The sequence below is a fragment of the Azospirillum humicireducens genome, assembly GCF_001639105.2.
In the GTDB taxonomy this organism is placed as follows: domain Bacteria; phylum Pseudomonadota; class Alphaproteobacteria; order Azospirillales; family Azospirillaceae; genus Azospirillum; species Azospirillum humicireducens.
The window spans coordinates 3,145,001-3,164,135 of record NZ_CP015285.1 but is presented as its reverse complement, the minus strand read 5'-3'; the positions used below and the strand labels follow the sequence as shown (position 1 = coordinate 3,164,135).

General features: G+C 69.0%; 11 protein-coding genes, 1 tRNA gene and 2 rRNA genes (1 of these 14 only partly in view). 7 read left to right on the top strand and 7 right to left on the bottom strand.

Annotated features, from left to right (window positions below; translation table 11 throughout):
• The first annotated feature begins 57 nt into the window (after positions 1–57).
• Both addA and trxA read left to right on the top strand, forming a co-directional pair.
• On the top strand, positions 58–3,579 hold the full coding sequence (addA, locus tag A6A40_RS14630; protein ID WP_082860841.1) for a double-strand break repair helicase AddA: 3,522 nt from the start codon (positions 58–60) through the stop codon (positions 3,577–3,579).
• Between the two features lie 148 nt (positions 3,580–3,727).
• Positions 3,728–4,051: a thioredoxin TrxA gene (gene trxA, locus A6A40_RS14625; protein ID WP_063636018.1), complete on the top strand. Its 324-nt coding sequence runs from the start codon at positions 3,728–3,730 to the stop codon at positions 4,049–4,051.
• Positions 4,052–4,153: 102 nt separating this feature from the next.
• Here trxA and A6A40_RS14620 read toward each other — a convergent pair whose 3' ends face one another.
• On the bottom strand, positions 4,154–4,981 hold the full coding sequence (locus A6A40_RS14620; RefSeq protein WP_063636017.1) for a tetratricopeptide repeat protein: 828 nt from the start codon (positions 4,979–4,981) through the stop codon (positions 4,154–4,156).
• A 109-nt stretch (positions 4,982–5,090) separates the two neighbouring features.
• Here A6A40_RS14620 and A6A40_RS14615 point away from each other — a divergent pair, with 109 nt between their 5' ends.
• The 5 genes from A6A40_RS14615 (at position 5,091) to gyrB (ending at position 12,992) form a co-directional block, all read left to right on the top strand.
• Positions 5,091–5,966 carry an SDR family oxidoreductase gene (locus A6A40_RS14615; RefSeq protein WP_063636016.1) on the top strand — a complete coding sequence of 292 codons (876 nt, stop codon included), beginning with the start codon at positions 5,091–5,093 and terminating at the stop codon, positions 5,964–5,966.
• A gap of 169 nt (positions 5,967–6,135) precedes the next feature.
• On the top strand, positions 6,136–7,866 hold the full coding sequence (locus A6A40_RS14610; RefSeq protein WP_063636015.1) for a hypothetical protein: 1,731 nt from the start codon (positions 6,136–6,138) through the stop codon (positions 7,864–7,866).
• A 157-nt stretch (positions 7,867–8,023) separates the two neighbouring features.
• Positions 8,024–9,154: a DNA polymerase III subunit beta gene (gene dnaN / locus A6A40_RS14605; protein WP_063636014.1), complete on the top strand. Its 1,131-nt coding sequence runs from the start codon at positions 8,024–8,026 to the stop codon at positions 9,152–9,154.
• Positions 9,155–9,218: 64 nt separating this feature from the next.
• Positions 9,219–10,412, top strand: coding sequence for a DNA replication/repair protein RecF (gene recF, locus A6A40_RS14600; RefSeq protein WP_063636013.1), 1,194 nt, complete (start codon positions 9,219–9,221; stop codon positions 10,410–10,412).
• A gap of 90 nt (positions 10,413–10,502) precedes the next feature.
• Positions 10,503–12,992: a DNA topoisomerase (ATP-hydrolyzing) subunit B gene (gene gyrB / locus A6A40_RS14595; protein WP_063636012.1), complete on the top strand. Its 2,490-nt coding sequence runs from the start codon at positions 10,503–10,505 to the stop codon at positions 12,990–12,992.
• 297 nt (positions 12,993–13,289) lie between these two features.
• Here gyrB and A6A40_RS14590 read toward each other — a convergent pair whose 3' ends face one another.
• The 6 genes from A6A40_RS14590 to A6A40_RS14565 form a co-directional block, all read right to left on the bottom strand.
• The gene (locus A6A40_RS14590; RefSeq protein ID WP_063636011.1) at positions 13,290–14,216 is read right to left on the bottom strand and encodes an FkbM family methyltransferase; all 927 of its coding nucleotides are present in this window, start codon (positions 14,214–14,216) and stop codon (positions 13,290–13,292) included.
• The gene (locus tag A6A40_RS32535) at positions 14,213–15,379 is read right to left on the bottom strand and encodes a glycosyltransferase family 9 protein (protein WP_063636315.1); all 1,167 of its coding nucleotides are present in this window, start codon (positions 15,377–15,379) and stop codon (positions 14,213–14,215) included. Before A6A40_RS32535 ends, A6A40_RS14590 begins: the two co-directional genes overlap by 4 nt.
• Complete coding sequence (locus A6A40_RS14580; protein WP_063636010.1) at positions 15,379–18,066, bottom strand: tetratricopeptide repeat protein; 2,688 nt, start codon at positions 18,064–18,066, stop codon at positions 15,379–15,381. Before A6A40_RS14580 ends, A6A40_RS32535 begins: the two co-directional genes overlap by 1 nt.
• A 177-nt stretch (positions 18,067–18,243) precedes the next feature.
• Positions 18,244–18,320 (bottom strand) — tRNA-Met (locus A6A40_RS14575).
• An 80-nt stretch (positions 18,321–18,400) separates the two neighbouring features.
• Positions 18,401–18,516: ribosomal RNA gene (gene rrf / locus A6A40_RS14570) — 5S ribosomal RNA — on the bottom strand.
• A gap of 141 nt (positions 18,517–18,657) precedes the next feature.
• Positions 18,658–19,135: ribosomal RNA gene (locus A6A40_RS14565) — 23S ribosomal RNA — on the bottom strand (it continues 2,269 nt past the right edge of the window).

The window sequence follows — 19,135 nt, the reverse complement described above, 5'->3', positions numbered from 1 at the left end:
TTCCCTCTCCCGGGACGGGAGAGGGAACATATCGCCCCGGCCTCGGAATCTCCCCGCATGACCATGACCGACCTGTCCCCCCGTACCCTGCCGCTCGATCCCAATGTGGCGCAGCGGCGGGCGTCCGATCCGACGGCGTCGGTGTGGGTCGGCGCGTCCGCCGGGTCGGGGAAGACCAAGGTGCTGACCGACCGGGTGCTGCGGCTGATGCTGTCGGGCACGCCGCCAGCGCGCATCCTCTGCCTGACCTTCACCAAAGCCGCCGCGGCGGAAATGGCGATCCGCATCAACCGGACGCTCGGCCTGTGGGCCACCCTGCCCGACGAGGCGCTGGAGGACCGGCTGGCCGACCTCTGCGGCGAGCGGCCGTCGATGGAAGCCCGGCTGAACGCGCGCCGGCTGTTCGCCCAGGTGGTGGACTGCCCCGGCGGCATGAAGATCCAGACCATCCACGCCTTCTGCCAGTCGCTGCTGCGCCGCTTCCCGCTGGAAGCCGAGCTGGCGCCGCATTTCGACGTGATGGACGACCGCACCGCCGACGGGCTGCTGACCGAGGCGCGCGACGCCGTGCTGCATGCCGGGCGGACCGAGCCGGACAGCCCGCTCGGCCGCGCCATGGGCCGGCTGACCGGCGAGCTGAATGCCGAGGATTTCGCCGGGCTGCTGGCCGAACTGGCAAGCCAGCGCGGGCAGGTGGAAAAGCTGTTCGAGCGCTTCCACGGGCTGGACGGGCTGATCGACGCCATCCACGACACCCTCAAGGTGCCGCCGGGCGTGACCGAGGAAACGATCCTCGCCCATGCCTGCCACGACGACCAGTGCGAGCCGCCGGCCCTGCGCGAGGCCTGCCGGGCGCTGTCGGGCGGCAGCGCCAGCGACCAGGAGCGCGGCATCGCGATCCAGCACTGGCTGGACGCCGCCGACCGCCGGGTCCGCGCCTTCGACGCCTACAAGAGGCTGTTCCTGACGGCGGAAGGCAGCCCGCGCAAGACCTTGATGACCAAGAAGCCGGCCACCGCCTATCCGCAGGCGCTGCTCTCGTTGCAGAAGGAGGCGGAGCGGCTGGTCGAGATTTCGGAGCGGGTGAAGGCCGCCGGGGTCGCCGCCTCGACCACCGCGCTGCTGACGCTGGCGCAGGCGATGCTGGAGGCCTACCGCGAGCGCAAGGCGGCGCGCGCCCTCTTGGATTACGACGATCTGATCCTGGCGGCCAACCGGCTCTTGAGCGGCAAGGACGGCACGCCGCGGGTGCCCTGGGTGCTCTACAAGCTGGACGGCGGGCTGGACCATATCCTGATCGACGAGGCGCAGGACACCAACCCCGACCAGTGGGCCATCGTCGCCTCGCTGGCCGGCGAGTTCTTCGCCGAGCTGGAGGCCGCCGCCCCCGACGGCAAGATCCGCACCGTCTTCGCGGTGGGCGACGAGAAGCAGTCGATCTTCAGCTTCCAGCGCGCCGACCCGGCCGAATTCGCCCGCATGCGCCGCCATTTCCAGGACAAGGCGGAGGTGGCGCAACGGACATGGGCGGGGGTCGACCTCGACATCTCCTTCCGCTCGACCTCCGCCGTGCTGGAGACGGTGGACGCCGTCTTCGCGCTCGACCGCGCCCGCGACGGCGTGGCGTCCGACGCCAGCCCGACCATCCGCCACCGCGCCTTCCGCCGCGGGCAGGCCGGGCTGGTCGAGCTGTGGCCGCCGGTGAAGCCGGCCGAGGCGGTCGAGACGCCGGCCTGGGCGCCGCCGGTGGCGCGCGAGTCCGCCGACTCGCCGTCGGCCCGACTCGCCTCGGTCATCGCGGCGACGGTGCACCGCTGGATCGACAGCGGTGAGAGGCTGGAGGCCAAGGGCCGGCCGGTGCGGCCCGGCGACGTCATGGTGCTGGTGCGCCGCCGCACCGCCTTCGTCACCGAACTGGTCCGCGCCCTGAAGGACCGCGGCGTGCCTGTGGCCGGCGTCGACCGCATGGTGCTGACCGAGCAGCTCGCCGTCATGGATCTGGTGGCGCTGTCCGACTTCCTGCTGCTGCCCGACGACGATCTGACGCTCGCCACCGTGCTGAAGGGACCGCTGATCGGGCTGACCGAGGAGGCGCTGTTCCGCGTCGCCCACGGCCGGCGCGCCACGCTGTGGCGCTCGCTGGTGGCGCTGGCGGAGACGGAGCCGGAGTTCCGCCCGGCCCGGCGCTATCTGGGCGACCTGCTGGCGCGCACCGACTTCTCGGCTCCCTACGAGCTGTTCGCCGGGCTGCTGAACCGGCCCTGCCCGGCCGACGAACGGTCGGGGCGGCGCGCGATCCTGAAAAGGCTCGGCCCCGACGCCCAGGATCCGCTGGAGGAGTTCCTGGCCGTCTGCCTGGCTTTCGAGAAGACCGAGCCGCCGTCCCTGCAGAATTTCCTGGCCTGGCTGGCGGCCAGCGACGCCGAGATCAAGCGCGAGCTGGAACAGGGCGGCGGCACCGTGCGGATCATGACGGTCCACGGTTCCAAGGGGTTGCAGGCGCCCATCGTCTTCCTGCCCGACACGCTGGGCAGCCCGACCCAGAGCCCGCCGATCCTGTGGCCGGACGACGACTGCCCGGTGCCGCTATTCGCCGCCCGGCGCAGCCAGGAGGACGGGCTGTGCGCCGAGGCGCGGGCGCGGGCCAACCGGCGGCGCGACCAGGAATATCGCCGGCTGCTCTATGTCGCGCTGACGCGGGCGGAGGACCGGCTCTACATCTGCGGCCACCAGGGCAAGCGCGAGCCGTCCGACGAGTGCTGGTACCGGCTGGTCGAGGAGGCGATGCGCGACAACGGCGAGCAGCACAGCTTCGACTTCACCGGCCTCTGCCCCGACGGCTGGGCGGGCGAGGGCTGGCGGCTGGTCGGCGCCCAGACCGCCATGGTGCCGCGCCATGTCGAGGAGGAGGAGAGCGCCGCGGCCGAGCCGCCGCCGCCCTGGATCGCCGAGCCGCCGCCGGGCGAGCCGGAGCCGTCGCGCCCCCTGACCCCGTCGCGGCCGGACGGCGAAGAACCGGCGGTGCGCTCCCCTCTCGGCAACGACGACGGCCAGCGTTTCCGCCGCGGCCTGCTGGTCCACCGGCTGTTGCAGACTCTGCCCAATCTGGCCGAGGCGGCGCGGGACGCCGCCTGCCGCCGCTTCCTGGCCCGCCCGGCGCACAAGCTGACGCCGGAGCAGCAGGACGCCATCGCGCGGGAGACGCTGGCGGTGCTGAGCCATGCGGAGTTCGCGCATCTGTTCGGCCCCGGCTCGCGGGCGGAGGTGCCGCTGGTCGGGGTGGTGGCGCTCGGCGACGGCAGCCGGGCGCTGGCCGGCCGCATCGACCGGCTGGCGCTGACCGGGGATACGGTGTGGATCGTCGACTACAAGACCAACCGGCCACCGCCTCGGGATCTGGAAGACGTGCCAATGGTTTACCGGCGGCAGATGGCGGCCTACCGCGAGGCGTTGCGCGCGGTCTATCCGGGGCGGCGGGTGCGCTGCGTGCTGCTGTGGACCGACGGTCCCTACACCATGGAGCTGCCGCCGTCGGTGATGGACGCGGCGGCGGCCGGACTGGCGCCCAGGGCGGGGTGAGGAGCGGCCGGCGGCTCCCCCGAAAGATGGGGTGACTTGACCGGCCGGGCGCCTCCGCCCTACATTTTGCTCAATTCCACTGACGGGGCGATGGCCGCCGGCCTTCCACAACCGGTCCGCGGCGCTTCCGAATCCAGCACGAGGTCACATGAGCACCACCATCAAGGTTACCGACGACAGCTTCGAGCAGGACGTCCTGAAGGCCGACGGCCCAGTCCTGGTCGATTTCTGGGCGGAATGGTGCGGCCCCTGCAAGATGATCGCCCCGGCGCTCGACGAGCTGGCCGGCGAGTATGACGGCAAGGTCACCGTCGCCAAGCTGAACATCGACGAGAACCCGGAAACCCCGACCAAGTACGGCGTGCGCGGCATCCCGACCCTGATGCTGTTCAAGGGCGGCAGCGTCGCCGCCACCAAGATCGGCGCCCTGCCCAAGGGTGCGCTGTTCCAGTGGGTCGACTCGGCGCTGTAAGCGGTCCGACCGGTTCAGGTAAGGAAAAGCCCCGCCCGCGGTCGCCGCGGCGGGGCTTTTTCGTTGGGGGATGGTTGGAGAGTGTCGGCGCCTGCCCCCCGCTCACTGCGCCTTCTTCTCCTTCGCCTTGTCCTTGCCGGCATCCCCCGCGGCCTCCGCCGTGCGGGCGAGGTTGTCGGCCGCGGCGCGGCCCCACTCGCTGTCGGGGGCGACGCGGCGGGCCAGCGCCCAGTCGTCGCGCGCGGCCTCCAGGTTGCCGCCCATCGCCTTGACGTTGCCGCGCAGCAGGATCGCCTCCGGGTCGCCGGGCTTCAGTTCCAGCGCATGGTCGATGTCGGCCAAGGCCTGCCGGTAGTTGGACAGCGCCTTGTTGGCGGTCGCCCGGTAGAGATAGGCGTCGGCCCGGCGCGGGTCGCGCGACAGCGCCGCGTCCAGGTCGGCGACGGCGTCCCAGAAACGTTCGCCCTCGGCACGGGCGAAGGCGCGGTCGATCAGCAGGTCCACGTCGCCCGGCGTCTTGTCCAACGCGGCGCTGTAGAGCCGCTCCGCCCGGCCTTGGTCGCCGGCCCTCAGCCACGCCCAACCGGCACGGCCAAGCAGCGAGGCGGCGGCTTTGGGATCGTCCTTGCCCAGCGTCGGCACCAGCGCCTCCATCTGGATGCCGGCCGCCTTGAAGTCGCCGGCATGGAACAGCGCCAGCGCCTGGCAGAGCTTGGCGTAATCGCCGCCCCCCTGCTCCTGCCAGCGCTTGGCGTCGGCCTTGGCGCCGTCGGGGTTCGCCTCCGCCTTGGCGGCACAGGCCTGAAGCTCGCGGTTGCGGTCGAGAGCGGAGGAGGAGCCGGCTGCGGCAGCAGCGGCATGCGCCGTCGGCAGAGCTGCGAACAGCCCCAGGGACAGCGCACCGATAAGGTAAGGATTGCGTCGGGTCATGGTGCCTTTACACTCCGCCATCGCCGGGCGGGGCGCAAGCCCGCAAGCCAAGCCCGGCAGCCAAGCCCCGGCCCAACGGATTCCCCTGCCCCAACCGGAACCGCCCGCAATGACCGATCCCCGCCTGTTCGTCTTCGGCCCCGGCTACAGCGCCCGCGTCTTCGCCGACGCGCTGCGCGCCGACGGATGGCGCGTCGCCGCCACCTGCCGCAGCGAGGAAAAGAAGGCGGAGCTGGAGGCCCAGGGGATCGAGGCCTTCCTGTTCGACCGCGGCCGGCCGCTGGCCGATGCCAAGGCGGCGCTCGCCGGCACAACCCATCTGCTGATCAGCATCCCGCCGGATGCCAAGGGCGACCCGGTGCTGGACCAGCATGCCCGCGATCTGGCCGACCTGCGCACGCTGGACTGGGCGGGATATCTGTCCACCACCGGCGTCTATGGCGACACCGGCGGCGAGTGGGTGAGCGAGGCGGCATGGCTGAAGCCGACCGGCGAGCGCCAGAAACGGCGGGTGGAGGCGGAGCGCGGCTGGCTGAACCTGTACCGCCAGTATGGCGTGCCGATGCACCTGTTCCGGCTGGCCGGAATCTACGGCCCCGGCCGCAGCGCCATCGATTCCGTGCGAGACGGCACCGCCAGACGGGTCGACAAACCGGGTCAGGTGTTCTGCCGCATCCATGTCGAGGACATCGCCAGGACTCTGCGCGCCTCGATGGAACGGCCGACGCTGGGCGCCGTCTACAATGTGGCCGACGACCTGCCAAGCCCGTCGCACGAGGTGGTGGAGTATGCCTGCGGCCTGCTGGGGGTGGAGCCGCCGCCGCTGATCCCCTTCGACCGGGCGGAGATGTCGCCCATGGCCGCCAGCTTCTACGCCGATTGCCGCCGGGTGCGGAACGACCGCATCAAGCGCCAGCTCGGTGTCACGCTGGCCTATCCCGACTATCGCTCGGGGCTGGACGCGCAGTTGGCCGCCGGTCTGTAGCGCGACGGGGGGATGAAAGGTAAAGCTAAGGTTACAAAGCAAATGGTTGACATATTTCGGTAATCATTCGACCCGACCAAGATGGTGGATGGAAATGGCAAAACTTATTTAATAATCTCTCGGGATTATAAGCGTCCGGGCGACGACTATCCCGCGAGGTGTTGGGCGCATGAACAGCACGCCGACGGTCACGACCTCCCTCCCCTCTGCCGGTCCTGCGGCGGGCGCGGAGGGCATGGACTCCAGCACCTTCCGCCGCCAGATGGACGAGGTCGTCTCCCGCATCCCCATGCATGCCATCCGCTCCGTGCTCGACGCGGTGGAGGGTGCGGCCAGTCCGAACGGCGAGCGTGCGCGCCATCTGCGCGACGCACTGGTCGAGCATTTCAACCGCCTGCGGCCGATGAAGGCACGCCGGCTGTTCACCAGCCTGTTCGAACCCTTCCTGGTCGACGACCCCATCCTGTACCGCTCACCGGAGTCGGTGCCGGCGCTGATCCAGCGGGTCGATATGGGAGGCATCTGGGCGGCGCTTGCCTGCTACGCCTTCCCCGGCCTCGCGGCGGAGGTGCAGAGCCGGCTGGACACCATGGCGCGCGAGGCGATGCTGGACGCCGTGCTGGCCAGCCCCGACGCGATGGTGATGCGCGAGCTGATGCGCAAGGAGGCGCTCGACTTCCTCTACGCCATGGCCGGCGACCGCAAGCTGACCGACCGGTTCCTGGCGATGGCGAACGACGAGGCGCGGCACGACGCCGGGCTGCGCACCCAGTATCTCGGCCGCAAGGCGCCGGTCGACGGCGATCTGCTGGGCTTCGTCCGCGCCCTGCTGGAGCACAACGACGTGCTGGTGCCGCTGACCGAGCGGATGCGCCGCGACATCGATGAAATGCGTCTGGGGGACAACCAGGGGGCTTCCGACCCGCGGTCGGCCGAGGTGGATTGCCAGTCGGCGCTGATGGTGGGCTTCGTCCGCCGGGTGCGCGATCTCGGCCTGCCCTTCCGCGACCAGTCGCAGGTGCTGGCCTGGTTCGCCCCGCTCTACGGGCTGAACGTCAAGCGGCGCTACGACGTGTTCCTGCGCCATGTCCGTGAGCATGGCGGCCCGGCGGTGCGCGAGTCGCACCCGCTGCTGCGCGCCCTGCTGTGCCATTTCCATGCCACCTGCACCACCATCCGCGAGGTGGTGGACGGCATGTTCGGCGATATGGACATCCAGGACGGGGGCGTCCTCTCGGCCCCTGTCCCGACCCGTGTCCTGCTGGGCGAGGCGGTGGAGCGGTTCGACCGCGCGTTGACCGCACTGTCCGGCACCGGCTTTCTCGCCAGCCGCTCCACGGGCCCCGCGCTGCGGGCGGAACTGGCGGCGGTCAGCCGCGACCTGACCGGCACGGTGATGCCGGCCCTGGCGGCGCGGCTGCAGGCGGCGATGAACGCACGCCATGCCCCGGTGCCCGACCATGAGGACATCGTCTGGCTGCTGGAACTGGTCTGGCGCTGGGGCCGCTATCTCGGCAATGCCGGCTATGCCAACCCAGAGCTGAAGTCGCTGCGCCTCTATGCGGTGGAGACCGGGCGGCTTGCCTTTCTCCAGGCCATGAAGGCCGAATCGCATGAGAAGCCGGCCCACCGCATGGCCCACATGCTGCGCATCCGCCGGCTGATGGCGGCGATGGGCGAGACGGTGGACGGCTGGATCAGCCCGGTCAGCCAGGGGCTGCACCGGGTGGTGCACAGCTATCTGGAAGCGGTGGAGGAGATCGCCGCCGAGGAATGGGCGGTGATCGACGCCTTCGTCGGCAGCGTGCGCAGCGAGCTGAGCCGGTCGAGGAACTGGCAGAGTGCCGATTTCGTCCACATTCTGCGGCTGCATGAGGGGAGACGGCGGGCGGAGGCGTAAATGCCCCTCGGCCGAAGGCCTTAACCGCAACAATTTGGTTCGACGCACCGGTCGATGTGGTATGATGCGCACCCGCTCGGGGCGGGACGGCCGGACAACGGCCCGCAACCCCGGTGGGTCCGCAAGAAGATCTCCCTCCGGCCGAGACAACGCCAGCATGAACATCACCATCGAACGCGCCGCCCTTCTCCGTTCCCTGGGTCACGTGCAGAGTGTGGTCGAGCGGCGGAACACCATTCCGATCCTCTCCAATGTCCTGCTGCGCGCGGGCGACGGCGAGCTGTCGCTGGCCGCCACCGACATGGATCTGGAGATCGTCGAAACCGTCCCGGCGACGGTCGGCCGTCCCGGCGGCACCACCGCCCCGGCCCACACCCTGTTCGACATCGTCCGCAAGCTGCCCGACGGCAGCCAGGTGGAGCTGGACATCGGCGGCGACGGCACGATCCTGACGCTGCGCTCCGGCCGGTCGCAGTTCAAGCTGTCCTGCCTGCCGGTTGAAGACTTCCCGCAGCTGTCCAGCGGTGAGCTGAAGCACAATTTCTCGGTCGCCGCCGCCGACCTGCGCGCGCTGATCGACCGCACCCGCTTCGCGATCTCCACCGAGGAGACGCGCTATTACCTCAACGGCATCTACCTGCACGCCGCCAAGAGCAAGATGGGCAGCCTGGAGACGCCGGTGCTGCGCGCCGTCGCCACCGACGGCCACCGGCTGGCACGGGTCGAGATGCCGCTGCCGGACGGGGCGGACGCCATCCCCGGCGTCATCATCCCGCGCAAGACCGTCACCGAGATCCGCAAGCTGGTGGATGAGGCCGCCGACCGCATCGAGCTGTCGCTGTCCGACAACAAGATCCGCTTCGGCTTCGACAGCGTCGTCGTCACCTCCAAGCTGATCGACGGCACCTTCCCCGACTATGAGCGGGTGATTCCGGTCGGCAACGACAAGGTGATGGAGGTGGACGCCAAGCTGTTCGCCGCCGCTGTCGACCGCGTCGCCACCATCTCCACCGAGAAGAGCCGGGCGGTGAAGCTGTCGCTGGTCCGCGGCGCGCTCACCCTGTCCGCCACCAGCCCGGAATCGGGCAGCGCGACCGAGGAGCTGGAGGTCAATTACGCCGAGTCCCCGCTGGAAATCGGCTTCAACTCCCGCTATCTGCTGGACATCACGCAGCAGATCGAGGGCGAGGGAGCCCAGTTCACGCTGGCCGACGCCGCGTCGCCGACCATCATCCGCGACGTCGCCGACTCCACAGCGCTCTATGTCCTGATGCCGATGCGGGTGTGATGGGGTCGCGGGGATCCTCCCCGCCCCAGGCGGAACGGACCAGTTGCTGCACACGGCAGTTTCGATGAGCGGCGGCACCCCGGTGGCCGCCGCCCCCCTGACGCCGGCGCTTGCCGTGCGGCGGATGACGCTGACGCGTTTCCGCGGCTACGAGTCCGCGCGGCTGGAGCCCGACCGCCGCCCGGTCGCCCTGATCGGCCCGAACGGGGCCGGCAAGACCAATCTTCTGGAAGCCGTCAGCTTCCTCGCCCCCGGCCGCGGCATCCGCGGCGCCCGGCTGGCGGAGGTGGAGCGGCTGGGCTCGCCCCCCGGCGCGGGATGGGCGGTGGCGGCCATGCTCGACACCCCGCTGGGTCCGGTGGAGATCGGCACCGGCCGCGAACCCCATGACGGCAATCGGCAAGGCGGGGGACGCACATCCGAGCGCGACCGCCGGCTGGTGCGTATCGACGGCCATCCGGCAAAGGGGCAAACGGCGCTGGCCGACCATGTCGCGATGGTCTGGCTGACCCCGCAGATGGACCGGCTGTTCCTGGAAGGGTCGAGCGGACGGCGCCGTTTCCTCGACCGGCTGGTCTTCGGCTTCGATCCCGCCCATGCCGGCCGGCTGTCGCGCTACGAACATGCCCTGCGCGAACGTGCCCGGCTGCTGCGCGACGGCCGCTTCGACGAGGGTTGGCTCGGCGCGCTGGAGGACCAGATGGCGACCACCGGCATCGCCGTCGCCGCCGCGCGGCGCGAGGTGGTGCAGCGGCTGCGCGCCGCCTGTGCCCGCTCGGTCGGTCCCTTCCCCGGCGCCGACCTCACCGTCGCCGGCACGGTTGAGCGCTGGCTGGACGAGGGTCCGGCCCTGGCGGCGGAGGATGCGCTGCGCGACAGCTTGCGCATCGGCCGCCGCACCGATGCCGATGCCGGAGGCGCCACGGTGGGACCGCACAAGAGCGACCTCGCCGTCCGCCATGCGGCCAAGGACATGCCAGCGGCGCTCTGTTCCACCGGCGAACAGAAGGCGCTGCTGATCGCCATCGTGCTGGCCAACGCCCGGCTGCTGGCGGCCGAACGCGGGGCGGCTCCCATCCTTCTGCTGGACGAGGTGGCCGCCCATCTCGACCCCGGCCGGCGCGCCGCGCTGTTCGGCGAAATCCTGGCTTTGGGCGCCCAGGCCTGGATGACCGGGACCGACGAGGGGGTTTTCGACCCGCTCGGCGACGACGCACGCCGGTTCCGCATCGAAGACGCCCACATCCGCCCCGGATAGGGGTGGAAATCCGGGAAAAATCCCGGAAAAAAAGCATGCCGACGCACGCTAAACCGCCGAACCCGCAACCGAATCTGTTATAGTCGACGCATGGCACAGGAAGCACTGAAGAACGACCTCCCGCAGTCGGAGCCCCAGCAGGCGGACTACGGGGCGGAGTCGATCACCGTTCTGCGCGGGCTCGATGCCGTGCGCAAACGCCCCGGCATGTACATCGGCGACACCGACGACGGGTCCGGCCTGCACCATATGGTGTACGAGGTGGTCGACAACGCCATCGACGAGGCGCTGGCCGGCTATTGCGACAAGGTCGAGGTTCTGCTGAACGCCGACGGATCGGTCACGGTGCGCGACAACGGCCGCGGCATCCCGACCGACATCCATTCGGAGGAAGGCGTCTCGGCGGCCGAGGTCGTGATGACCCAGCTGCATGCCGGCGGCAAGTTCAACCAGAACAGCTACAAGGTGTCCGGCGGCCTGCACGGCGTCGGCGTCTCGGTGGTGAACGCCCTGTCCGAAACGCTGGATCTCCGCATCTGGCGCGGCGGCCGCACCTGGACCATGCGCTTCCGCCACGGCGTCGCCGAGGCGCCGCTGGCCGATGTCGGCGAGGCGCCGATGGTGCCGGAGAAGGGCAAGCAGCTGTCGGGCACCGAAGTTACCTTCATGCCCTCGGCCGAGACCTTCACCAACATCGAGTTCGACTACGCCACGCTGGAACACCGGCTGCGCGAACTGGCCTTCCTCAACTCCGGCGTCCGTCTGGTTCTGACCGACGCGCGCGGGGTGGAGCCGAAGGTGCAGGACCTGCATTACGAAGGCGGCCTGGAAGCCTTCGTCAACTGGCTCGACCGTTCCAAGACGCCGCTGCACAAACCGGCGATCACCCTGAAGAACGAGCGCCCGACCGAACATGGCGGCGTGGTGACGGTGGAATGCGCGCTGCAGTGGAACGACAGCTACCACGAGACGACGCTGTGCTTCACCAACAACATCCCGCAGAAGGACGGCGGCACCCATCTTGCCGGCTTCCGCGCCGCGCTGACCCGCGCCATCAACAACTATGCGACCGAATCCGGCATCGCCAAGAAGGAGAAGGTCAACCTGTCGGGCGACGACGCCCGTGAAGGCCTGACCTGTGTCCTGTCGGTGAAGGTTCCGGATCCGAAATTCTCCAGCCAGACCAAGGACAAGCTGGTCTCAAGCGAGGTCCGTCCCGTCGTCGAGGCGGTGGTGGGCGAAGCGCTGGCCCAGTATTTCGAGGAACATCCGGCCGACGCCCGCCGCGTCGTCCAGAAGGTGGTGGAGGCCGCCGCCGCCCGCGAGGCCGCACGCAAGGCACGCGAGCTGACCCGCCGCAAGGGCGCGCTCGACATGGCCTCGCTGCCCGGCAAGCTGGCCGACTGCCAGGAACGCGACCCGGCGGCGTCGGAGCTGTTCATCGTCGAGGGCGACTCGGCCGGCGGTTCGGCCAAGCAAGGCCGCTCGCGCCAGTTCCAGGCCATCCTGCCCTTGCGCGGCAAGATCCTGAACGTGGAGCGGGCCCGCTTCGACAAGATGCTGGGTTCGGCGGAGATCGGCACGCTGATCGCGGCGCTCGGCACCGGCATCGGCCGCGACGAGTTCAACGCCGACAAGACGCGCTACCACAAGATCATCATCATGACCGACGCGGACGTGGACGGCAGCCACATCCGCACCCTGCTGCTGACCTTCTTCTTCCGGCAGATGCCCGACCTGATCGAGCGCGGCTATCTCTACATCGCCCAGCCGCCGCTCTACCGCATCAAGCGCGGCAACGCCAAGGAACGCTATCTGAAGGATGACCGGGCACTCGAAGAGTATCTGGTCGAGGCCGCACTGAGCGACCTGTCGGTGCAGCTGTCGGACGGCACCCTGCTGATCGGCGAGCAGCTGTCCGGTCTGGTCGATCAGGCCCGCACCGCGCGGCCTGCGATCGACACGCTGTCGCGCAAGGTCGGCAACGCCATGGTGGTGGAGCAGGCGGCGGTCGCCGGCACGCTCTCCGCAAACCTTGCCGACGACAAGGTCGCCGCCGAAGCCGCGGCCAAGTCGGTGGCGGAGCGGATGAACAGGATGGACGCCGATGGCGGCTGGCGCGGCGAGGCCCTGCCCCAGGGCGGCTATGCCGTGATCCGTGCCCGCCGCGGTGTCACCCATCGCCACCTGTTCGACGCCGACCTGCTGAAGAGCGGCGAGGCCCGCCGGTTGGACGGGCTGGCCGGCGATCTGAAGCGGGTGTTCGGCACCGCCGGCAAGGCCTTCGAGAAGCAGAAGGAAACCCGCGCGCTGACCGGCCCGGTCGCCCTGTTCGACACGGTGATGGAGCTGGGGCGCCGCGGCGTCACCATCCAGCGCTACAAGGGCCTGGGCGAGATGAACCCGGACCAGCTGTGGGAAACCACCCTGGACCCGACCAAGCGCTCGTTGCTGCAGGTCCGCGTCAGCCATGCCGATCAGGCGGAAGAGGTCTTCTCCACCCTTATGGGCGACGTCGTCGAGCCGCGCCGCGAGTTCATCCAGGACAACGCACTGAAGGTGTCGAACCTGGACGTCTGATGCGGGCAGAGTGGTCAGTTAAGCAGAAGATGAGAAACCGAATCCTAAGGCTGAGAAACTTTTAACCGTCCTATCATCTGAGACGGCGTTGTCTATCTCCGAAACCGGAGAGCGAGCAAAGAGGGCGGGGCCATAAAGGCTCCGCCCTTTCTCTTTGTGCTGCCGGTGGGATGACGCGCATACGGCAAGCAGGCCCGCCGGGCGTCGGCTCGGCGCTTGTCGTCAATCCGCCAGCGGGAGAGTGCCGGCGGGCGTGCAGGCGGGAATGCCATCGAAGAACCGGCCCCTCCGACCCGCTCATCGGCCGCCGGTGAAGCGCGGATTGCAGTCCCGCAGCAGGGGATGCTCCTCAGGGCCGAGCACCGGCGGCAAACCGGCGATCCGCCCGCCGGTTTCGCTGGGGACACACAGCAGGTTGATCCCCAGGCCCCGCCCATGCAGCCGGGTGCCGTCATCGACGAAGCCGGTCTCGTAGAGCGGCTCGCTTTGCCCGAAGAAATTGTCCGGATTGTGGAAGGGCGTGACGTACCAATAGCAGCTGTAGCCAAGCTCCTGGAGCAGCCGGATCAGCTCCGGCGATTTCTCAACCCGGTCGTTTTCGACGTAGAGCGCCGGACGCAGACGGCGGATGACACCGAAGGCTCCGAGCAGCACGCTGCTCTCCATCCCCTCCACGTCGATCTTGATCAGGCGCAGCCGGTCGGGAATGCGGACATCGTCCAGCCGCCGCTGCGGAACCGCCATTTCGCCGGGAATGGCGTCCAGCGCGATGCCGCCGAAATTGCCCTCCGCCACCATCGCCACATCGTCGAGCGCCAGCATGCCGTCGGTTTCGCCGAGCGCCGCCTGCACGCACTCCACCTGCGTGAGGGAGTTCAGCGCCATGTTGGCGCAGAGCAGCTGGTGGTTCAGCCGGACCGGTTCGAAGGCCAGCACCCGCCCCGACGGTCCGGCCGCCCGCGCCAGTGCCAGCGTGTGGGCACCGATGTTGGCGCCGGCATCGATCACGACATCGCCGGGCCGGACCAACTGGCGGAACAGCCGGACCTCGCTTTCGAAATACTCGCCGTAATAGGCCAGCGAGCGGCCGACGACCGTGTCGTGCCGGTTGAACAGCATGAAGCCATGCCGGGTATGGACCAGCCGGTTGGTGCCGGTCTCCCCGAGCAGGTCGGCGGCCGGCGGCGCGGCGGATTGCGGCGTGGTGGACAACGGGTCGGTCATCGCGGCTCCTCGGTCTCGGCAGGCAGGGCGGCGAGGAAATCGAGAATGGCGACGGCCGCCTGTTCCGGCTCTATGGCGGCGATGCAATGCGCGCCGGCGTCGCGGCAGGAGTCGGTGCAGGGCGGCACCGGGGCTGCGGGCTGCAGCACCAGCGCGCGGCGGGTCCAGGGACGGAAACGCTCCGGCGCATGGATGAAGCTGGGGTCACCTCCGACCGGATGACAGGAGAATACCGCCACCGGCGTGCCCACCGCCGCCGCCAGATGGGCCGGCCCGGAATCCATCGCCAGCAGCAGCGACGCCCGTTCGATCACCGCCGCCGCCTCGGGCAGGCTGGTCCGGCCTGTGAGGTCATGAACGCGTCCGGGAAGAGCCTCGGCAATTGCCGCAGCCGCCGCGGCGTCCTCCGCGGTCCCCAGCAGCAGGACATCGGCGTCCAGCCTATTGCAAAGCCGGCTTGTGACGGCGGCGAGCAGAGCCGGCGGATAGTTGCGGCGCGGCGATGCCGTTCCGGGCGCCACCGCGATCAGCCGCCGCCCGTCCGCCGTCAGCCGCAGTGCCGCCGCGCGGTCGGCCTCGGTCAGGCACAGCTCGACCGCTTCCCCGTGCGCCCCGCCTCCATCCGTCCGGCCGCCGAGATGGGCCAGCAGGGCCAGATTGTGCTCCACCTCGTGCATCCCCGGCGAGGCCGCCGGCACATGGGTATAGGCACGGTCGAAGCCGGCGTTGCCCTCCGCCTTCCAGGGGGTCACCCGCTCCGAATAGCCGAGCGACAGCCGCGCCCGGCTGGCGGCGACCAGCGTCGTTGCGCCATGGCGGTCGAGATCGTAGCGCGGCACGACCGCCAGATCGAAGCCGGCCCGGAAATCCGCCATGAAGCGCGCAAGCGCCTCCGGTGTCGCTCCGCGGAAGTCGAAACCGCGCCCGTCCGGCTTGGCCAGCGGCAGAACGACTCCGTCCACCCACGGGCAGCGCAGAGCCAACTCCGCCAGCGGCGGGCGGACCGCCAGGGTGATGCTGGCCTGCGGCGCGCTCGCCCGCAATCCGCGCAGGAAGGGCGTGGCGAGGATGAGATCGCCCGCCTCGTCGAGCTTGACCACCAGAATGCGTTGCGCCGCCGACAGGTCGAAAGCGGGAGGGGTGGTGGAGGGGCCCGCGGTCATCAGCTGGTTTCCAGGGCGATGGCCGCCGCCGGAAGGCCGGCGCATCGCCGCCGCCATGCCTCGCGATAGCCGGCTTCCAATGCGCGCGTATAGCTCTGCTCGTCCATCAGCGGCGACCGCTGCATCCGTGCGCGCAGCCCGTCCCGCTTGGCCGCCAGGAAGTCCCGATCGCCGGCCAGGCGTACGGCCAACGCCACATAGGAGTCATCGTCCCCGGCCACCAGGTCGCGCAGGCCGACGGCGCTCAGCAGCGAGATGCCCCAACGGGAAATCGCCGCCGTCCCGGCGATGGACAGCACCGGCACGCCCATCCACAGGCTGTCGCAGGTCGTCGTGCCGCCATTGGCGAAGACCGGGTCCAGTCCGCAATCGATCCGGCGATAGCTCTCGTAGGGGTCCGGCGTCGTTCCGCTCAGGATCAGACGATCCCCCGCAATCCCCAGCGCGGCGAACTGCGCGAGCAGCCGGCCCCCGAGGCCCGAACTCGTCAGTCCGCGCCATTTCAGCATCAGCCGCGCCCGCGGAACCGCGTGCAGAACCCGCGCCCACAGCGCGATGGTGGAGGCGTTGAGCTTGGTCGGGTTGTTGAAGGAGCCGAAGGTGAAGGTCCCATCCGCCAGACCGGGCGCCCGTTCGAGCGGATCGAACGCCGATTCCGCCGGACGGTAGCACAGCACGCAGCACGGCAGCCGGATCAACGCCTCGCTGTGAAGTCCATCGGCGGATGGCGGGGCGAAGAGCGGATCGGCGAACTGGTAATCCATCGCCGTCAGCCCGGTGGTGTTGGGGTAGAGAGGAAAACTGATCTGCAGCGGTGCCGGCCGGCCGAGGAACAGCGGCATCCGGTTGCGCGCCATATGGCCGCCGCAATCCACCAGAATGTCGATGCCGTCGGCCCGGATCTGGGCGTCCAGCGCCTCGTCCGACAGATGCGCGCAGGCACGCCAGCCGTCGGCAAGCTCCTGGAAACGCCGTGTCGCCTCATCCTCGCGCCGGTCATTGTAATAGCAGTAGATTTCGAAGCCTGCCCGGTCGTGATGGGTCAGCGGCGGCAGCAGGAAGTGATAGCCGGGTCCGGGATAGCGTTGGAAATCGGGCGACAGATAACCGATGCGCAGGCGGCGGTCGGCATCCGGCATCCTCGGTGCGGCCGGCGGACGGCGGGTGGCGGGCCGGACGAAGCGCTCGAAGGCCCGGTGTTCGGCGAATACCTCGTCCAACGCCGCTTCTTCGGTAAAGCACAGGCAGAACAGCAGGTTGGAGCGCATCGCCGCATCGCCGGGAACGATGTCCAACGACTTGCGGAACGCCGCCATCGCTTCGGCATGCCGGCCGGTGATCATGCAGGCGAGTCCCAGATTGGACCAGGCGGACGCCTCATGGTCGGCCGCACCGATCGCCAGGGCCCGATGCAGAACCACGGCCGCCTCGTCGCCCCGACCGGCATCCGCCATCACCGCCCCGACATTGGTCCAGGCAAAGGCGCTGTCGGGCCGTAGCGCCAGAGCGCGCCGGAACCAGCCGAGCGCATCGCCGGCTTTTTCGTATTCGCCGGTGACGGTTGCTCCTTCGGGACGGCTGCAATGACGGACGGCGTGGCTGACCGAACCGGCATTCACCGCGATGTCGGGATCCTCAGGAACGAGCCGGACGGCATGGCGCATCGCCGCCTCCGCTTCGGCTCTCCGCCCGAGGCCGGCCAGCGTCACTCCATGGCCGACCAGTGCCGCCGCCGACCCCGGCGCCACGGCAAGCGCATGCCGGTAGCAGCGCTCCGCACCGACGCAGTTCCCCCGCTCGTGACGTTGGGCCCCCAGAGCCAGCGGAACCTCCGGATCGAACGGATCGAGCCTCACCGCGCGCGCCAGCAACCGGATGGCGGCTTCGCCATCGCCGAGGCGGCGGCAGGCGGATCCCATCAACTTGGCCGCAGCCCCATGACCGGGTGCCAAGGCCAGCAGAATGCGGCCGGCCGCTGCCGCATCTGCATCGCTGCCGCTGGTGTGATGGAGCGAGAGAAGCTGTTCCCAAACCTCCTGGAGCAGGGGGGCGTGGCGGGCGGCGATCCGCAAAGCAGCCACCGCTTCGGACAGGCGCCCGGCATTGCGCAGCGACATGCCAAGATTGTAGGCGGCGAGCGTCGGGTCGGGGAGCAGCGCAACGGCGGCACCATAGGCTCCGACGGCCTCCACCCAACGGCCGCGATCATACTGGACGTCCCCCAGCGCCAGAGCCCAATCCCCATTGTCGGGGTGCAGCGACAGCATGCGCCGGAGATAGGCCGCCGCCGCATCGAGCCGCCCGGCCTTGGTCGCCGCATGAGTTGCCAGCCGGTGATGCTCGGCTTCGAAGGGCGCCAGCCGGACGGCCTGGGCATAGGCCTCGGCGGCCTCGGTCCAGCGATGCAGCCGTTCGAAGATGCGGCCCAGATTGAGGCGGAACATTGGCTGACCACCATCGACGGCGATTGCCTGGGCGATCAACGCGATTCCTTCCGCCGGAGCGCCTGTCTGGTCCTTGATCAAACCGAGCAGATGCAGGGCGTCGGCTTGTCGGGGTACGCGACGGAGCACGCGTTCATACAGCAGCGCCGCATCGGCGAGCTGACCGTTCTGGTGCAGGGCGACGGCTTGCGTCAAAAGCTGGCCGATGTCGTCCGCAGGGATCAGCCGGTTGCCGCGCCTCATACATGTCCCGCTGGGTAATTGTCCGATTGCACGAAGCGCATAGATCCTGTTCAGCTTGTCCCAAGTGGTCTGACGCTGACAAGCGGGAATTCAGCGGGCCGCACAGCACTCATGTCGGGGGCACGCCTGGAAAGCAAAAAGCCCACCGAGCGTCAGCTCGGCGGGCTTTTCTTAATTTGGTTGCGGGGGCAGGATTTGAACCTGCGGCCTTCAGGTTATGAGCCTGACGAGCTACCGGGCTGCTCCACCCCGCGGATGTCTGTCATATGGGGTGATGGGTGTCGTGACGATGCCAGCGACTATGCTTTGATTGAGCGTCTCTTGAGGCTGAGTGACCTGGCGGCGACCTACTCTCCCACGTCTTAAGACGCAGTACCATTGGCGCGGAGGCTTTTCACGGCCGAGTTCGGGATGGGATCGGGTGTTTGACACCTCGCCATGACCACCAGGTCACCCAGGCTCAAGACCGACGCTATCCAAAGCGCTTTCGCTGTCGTGCAAGTGATGTGAGGATGTATCGAACTGGCGGGCTTGCGTCAAGCAGGGCCTTTGAACAGGCTTGCTGCTGCGCATGGCGCGGTTAGTGGTGTCGAGATCAAGCCGATCGAGCGATTAGTAAGGCTTAGCTTCAAGCATTGCTGCCCGTCCACATGCCTCCTATCGACGTGATGGTCTGTCACGGCTCTCAAGGGAGCTCTGGTTTAGAGGTGGGTTTCCCGCTTAGATGCTTTCAGCGGTTATCCCGTCCATACTTAGCTACCCGGCCATGCCACTGGCGTGACAACCGGTGCACCAGAGGTATGTCCATCCCGGTCCTCTCGTACTAGGGACAGATCCTCGCAAAACTCCGACACCCACGGCAGATAGGGACCGAACTGTCTCACGACGTTCTAAACCCAGCTCACGTACCACTTTAATCGGCGAACAGCCGAACCCTTGGGACCTGCTCCAGCCCCAGGATGTGATGAGCCGACATCGAGGTGCCAAACGACTCCGTCGATATGGACTCTTGGGAGTCATCAGCCTGTTATCCCCGGCGTACCTTTTATCCGTTGAGCGATGGCCCGTC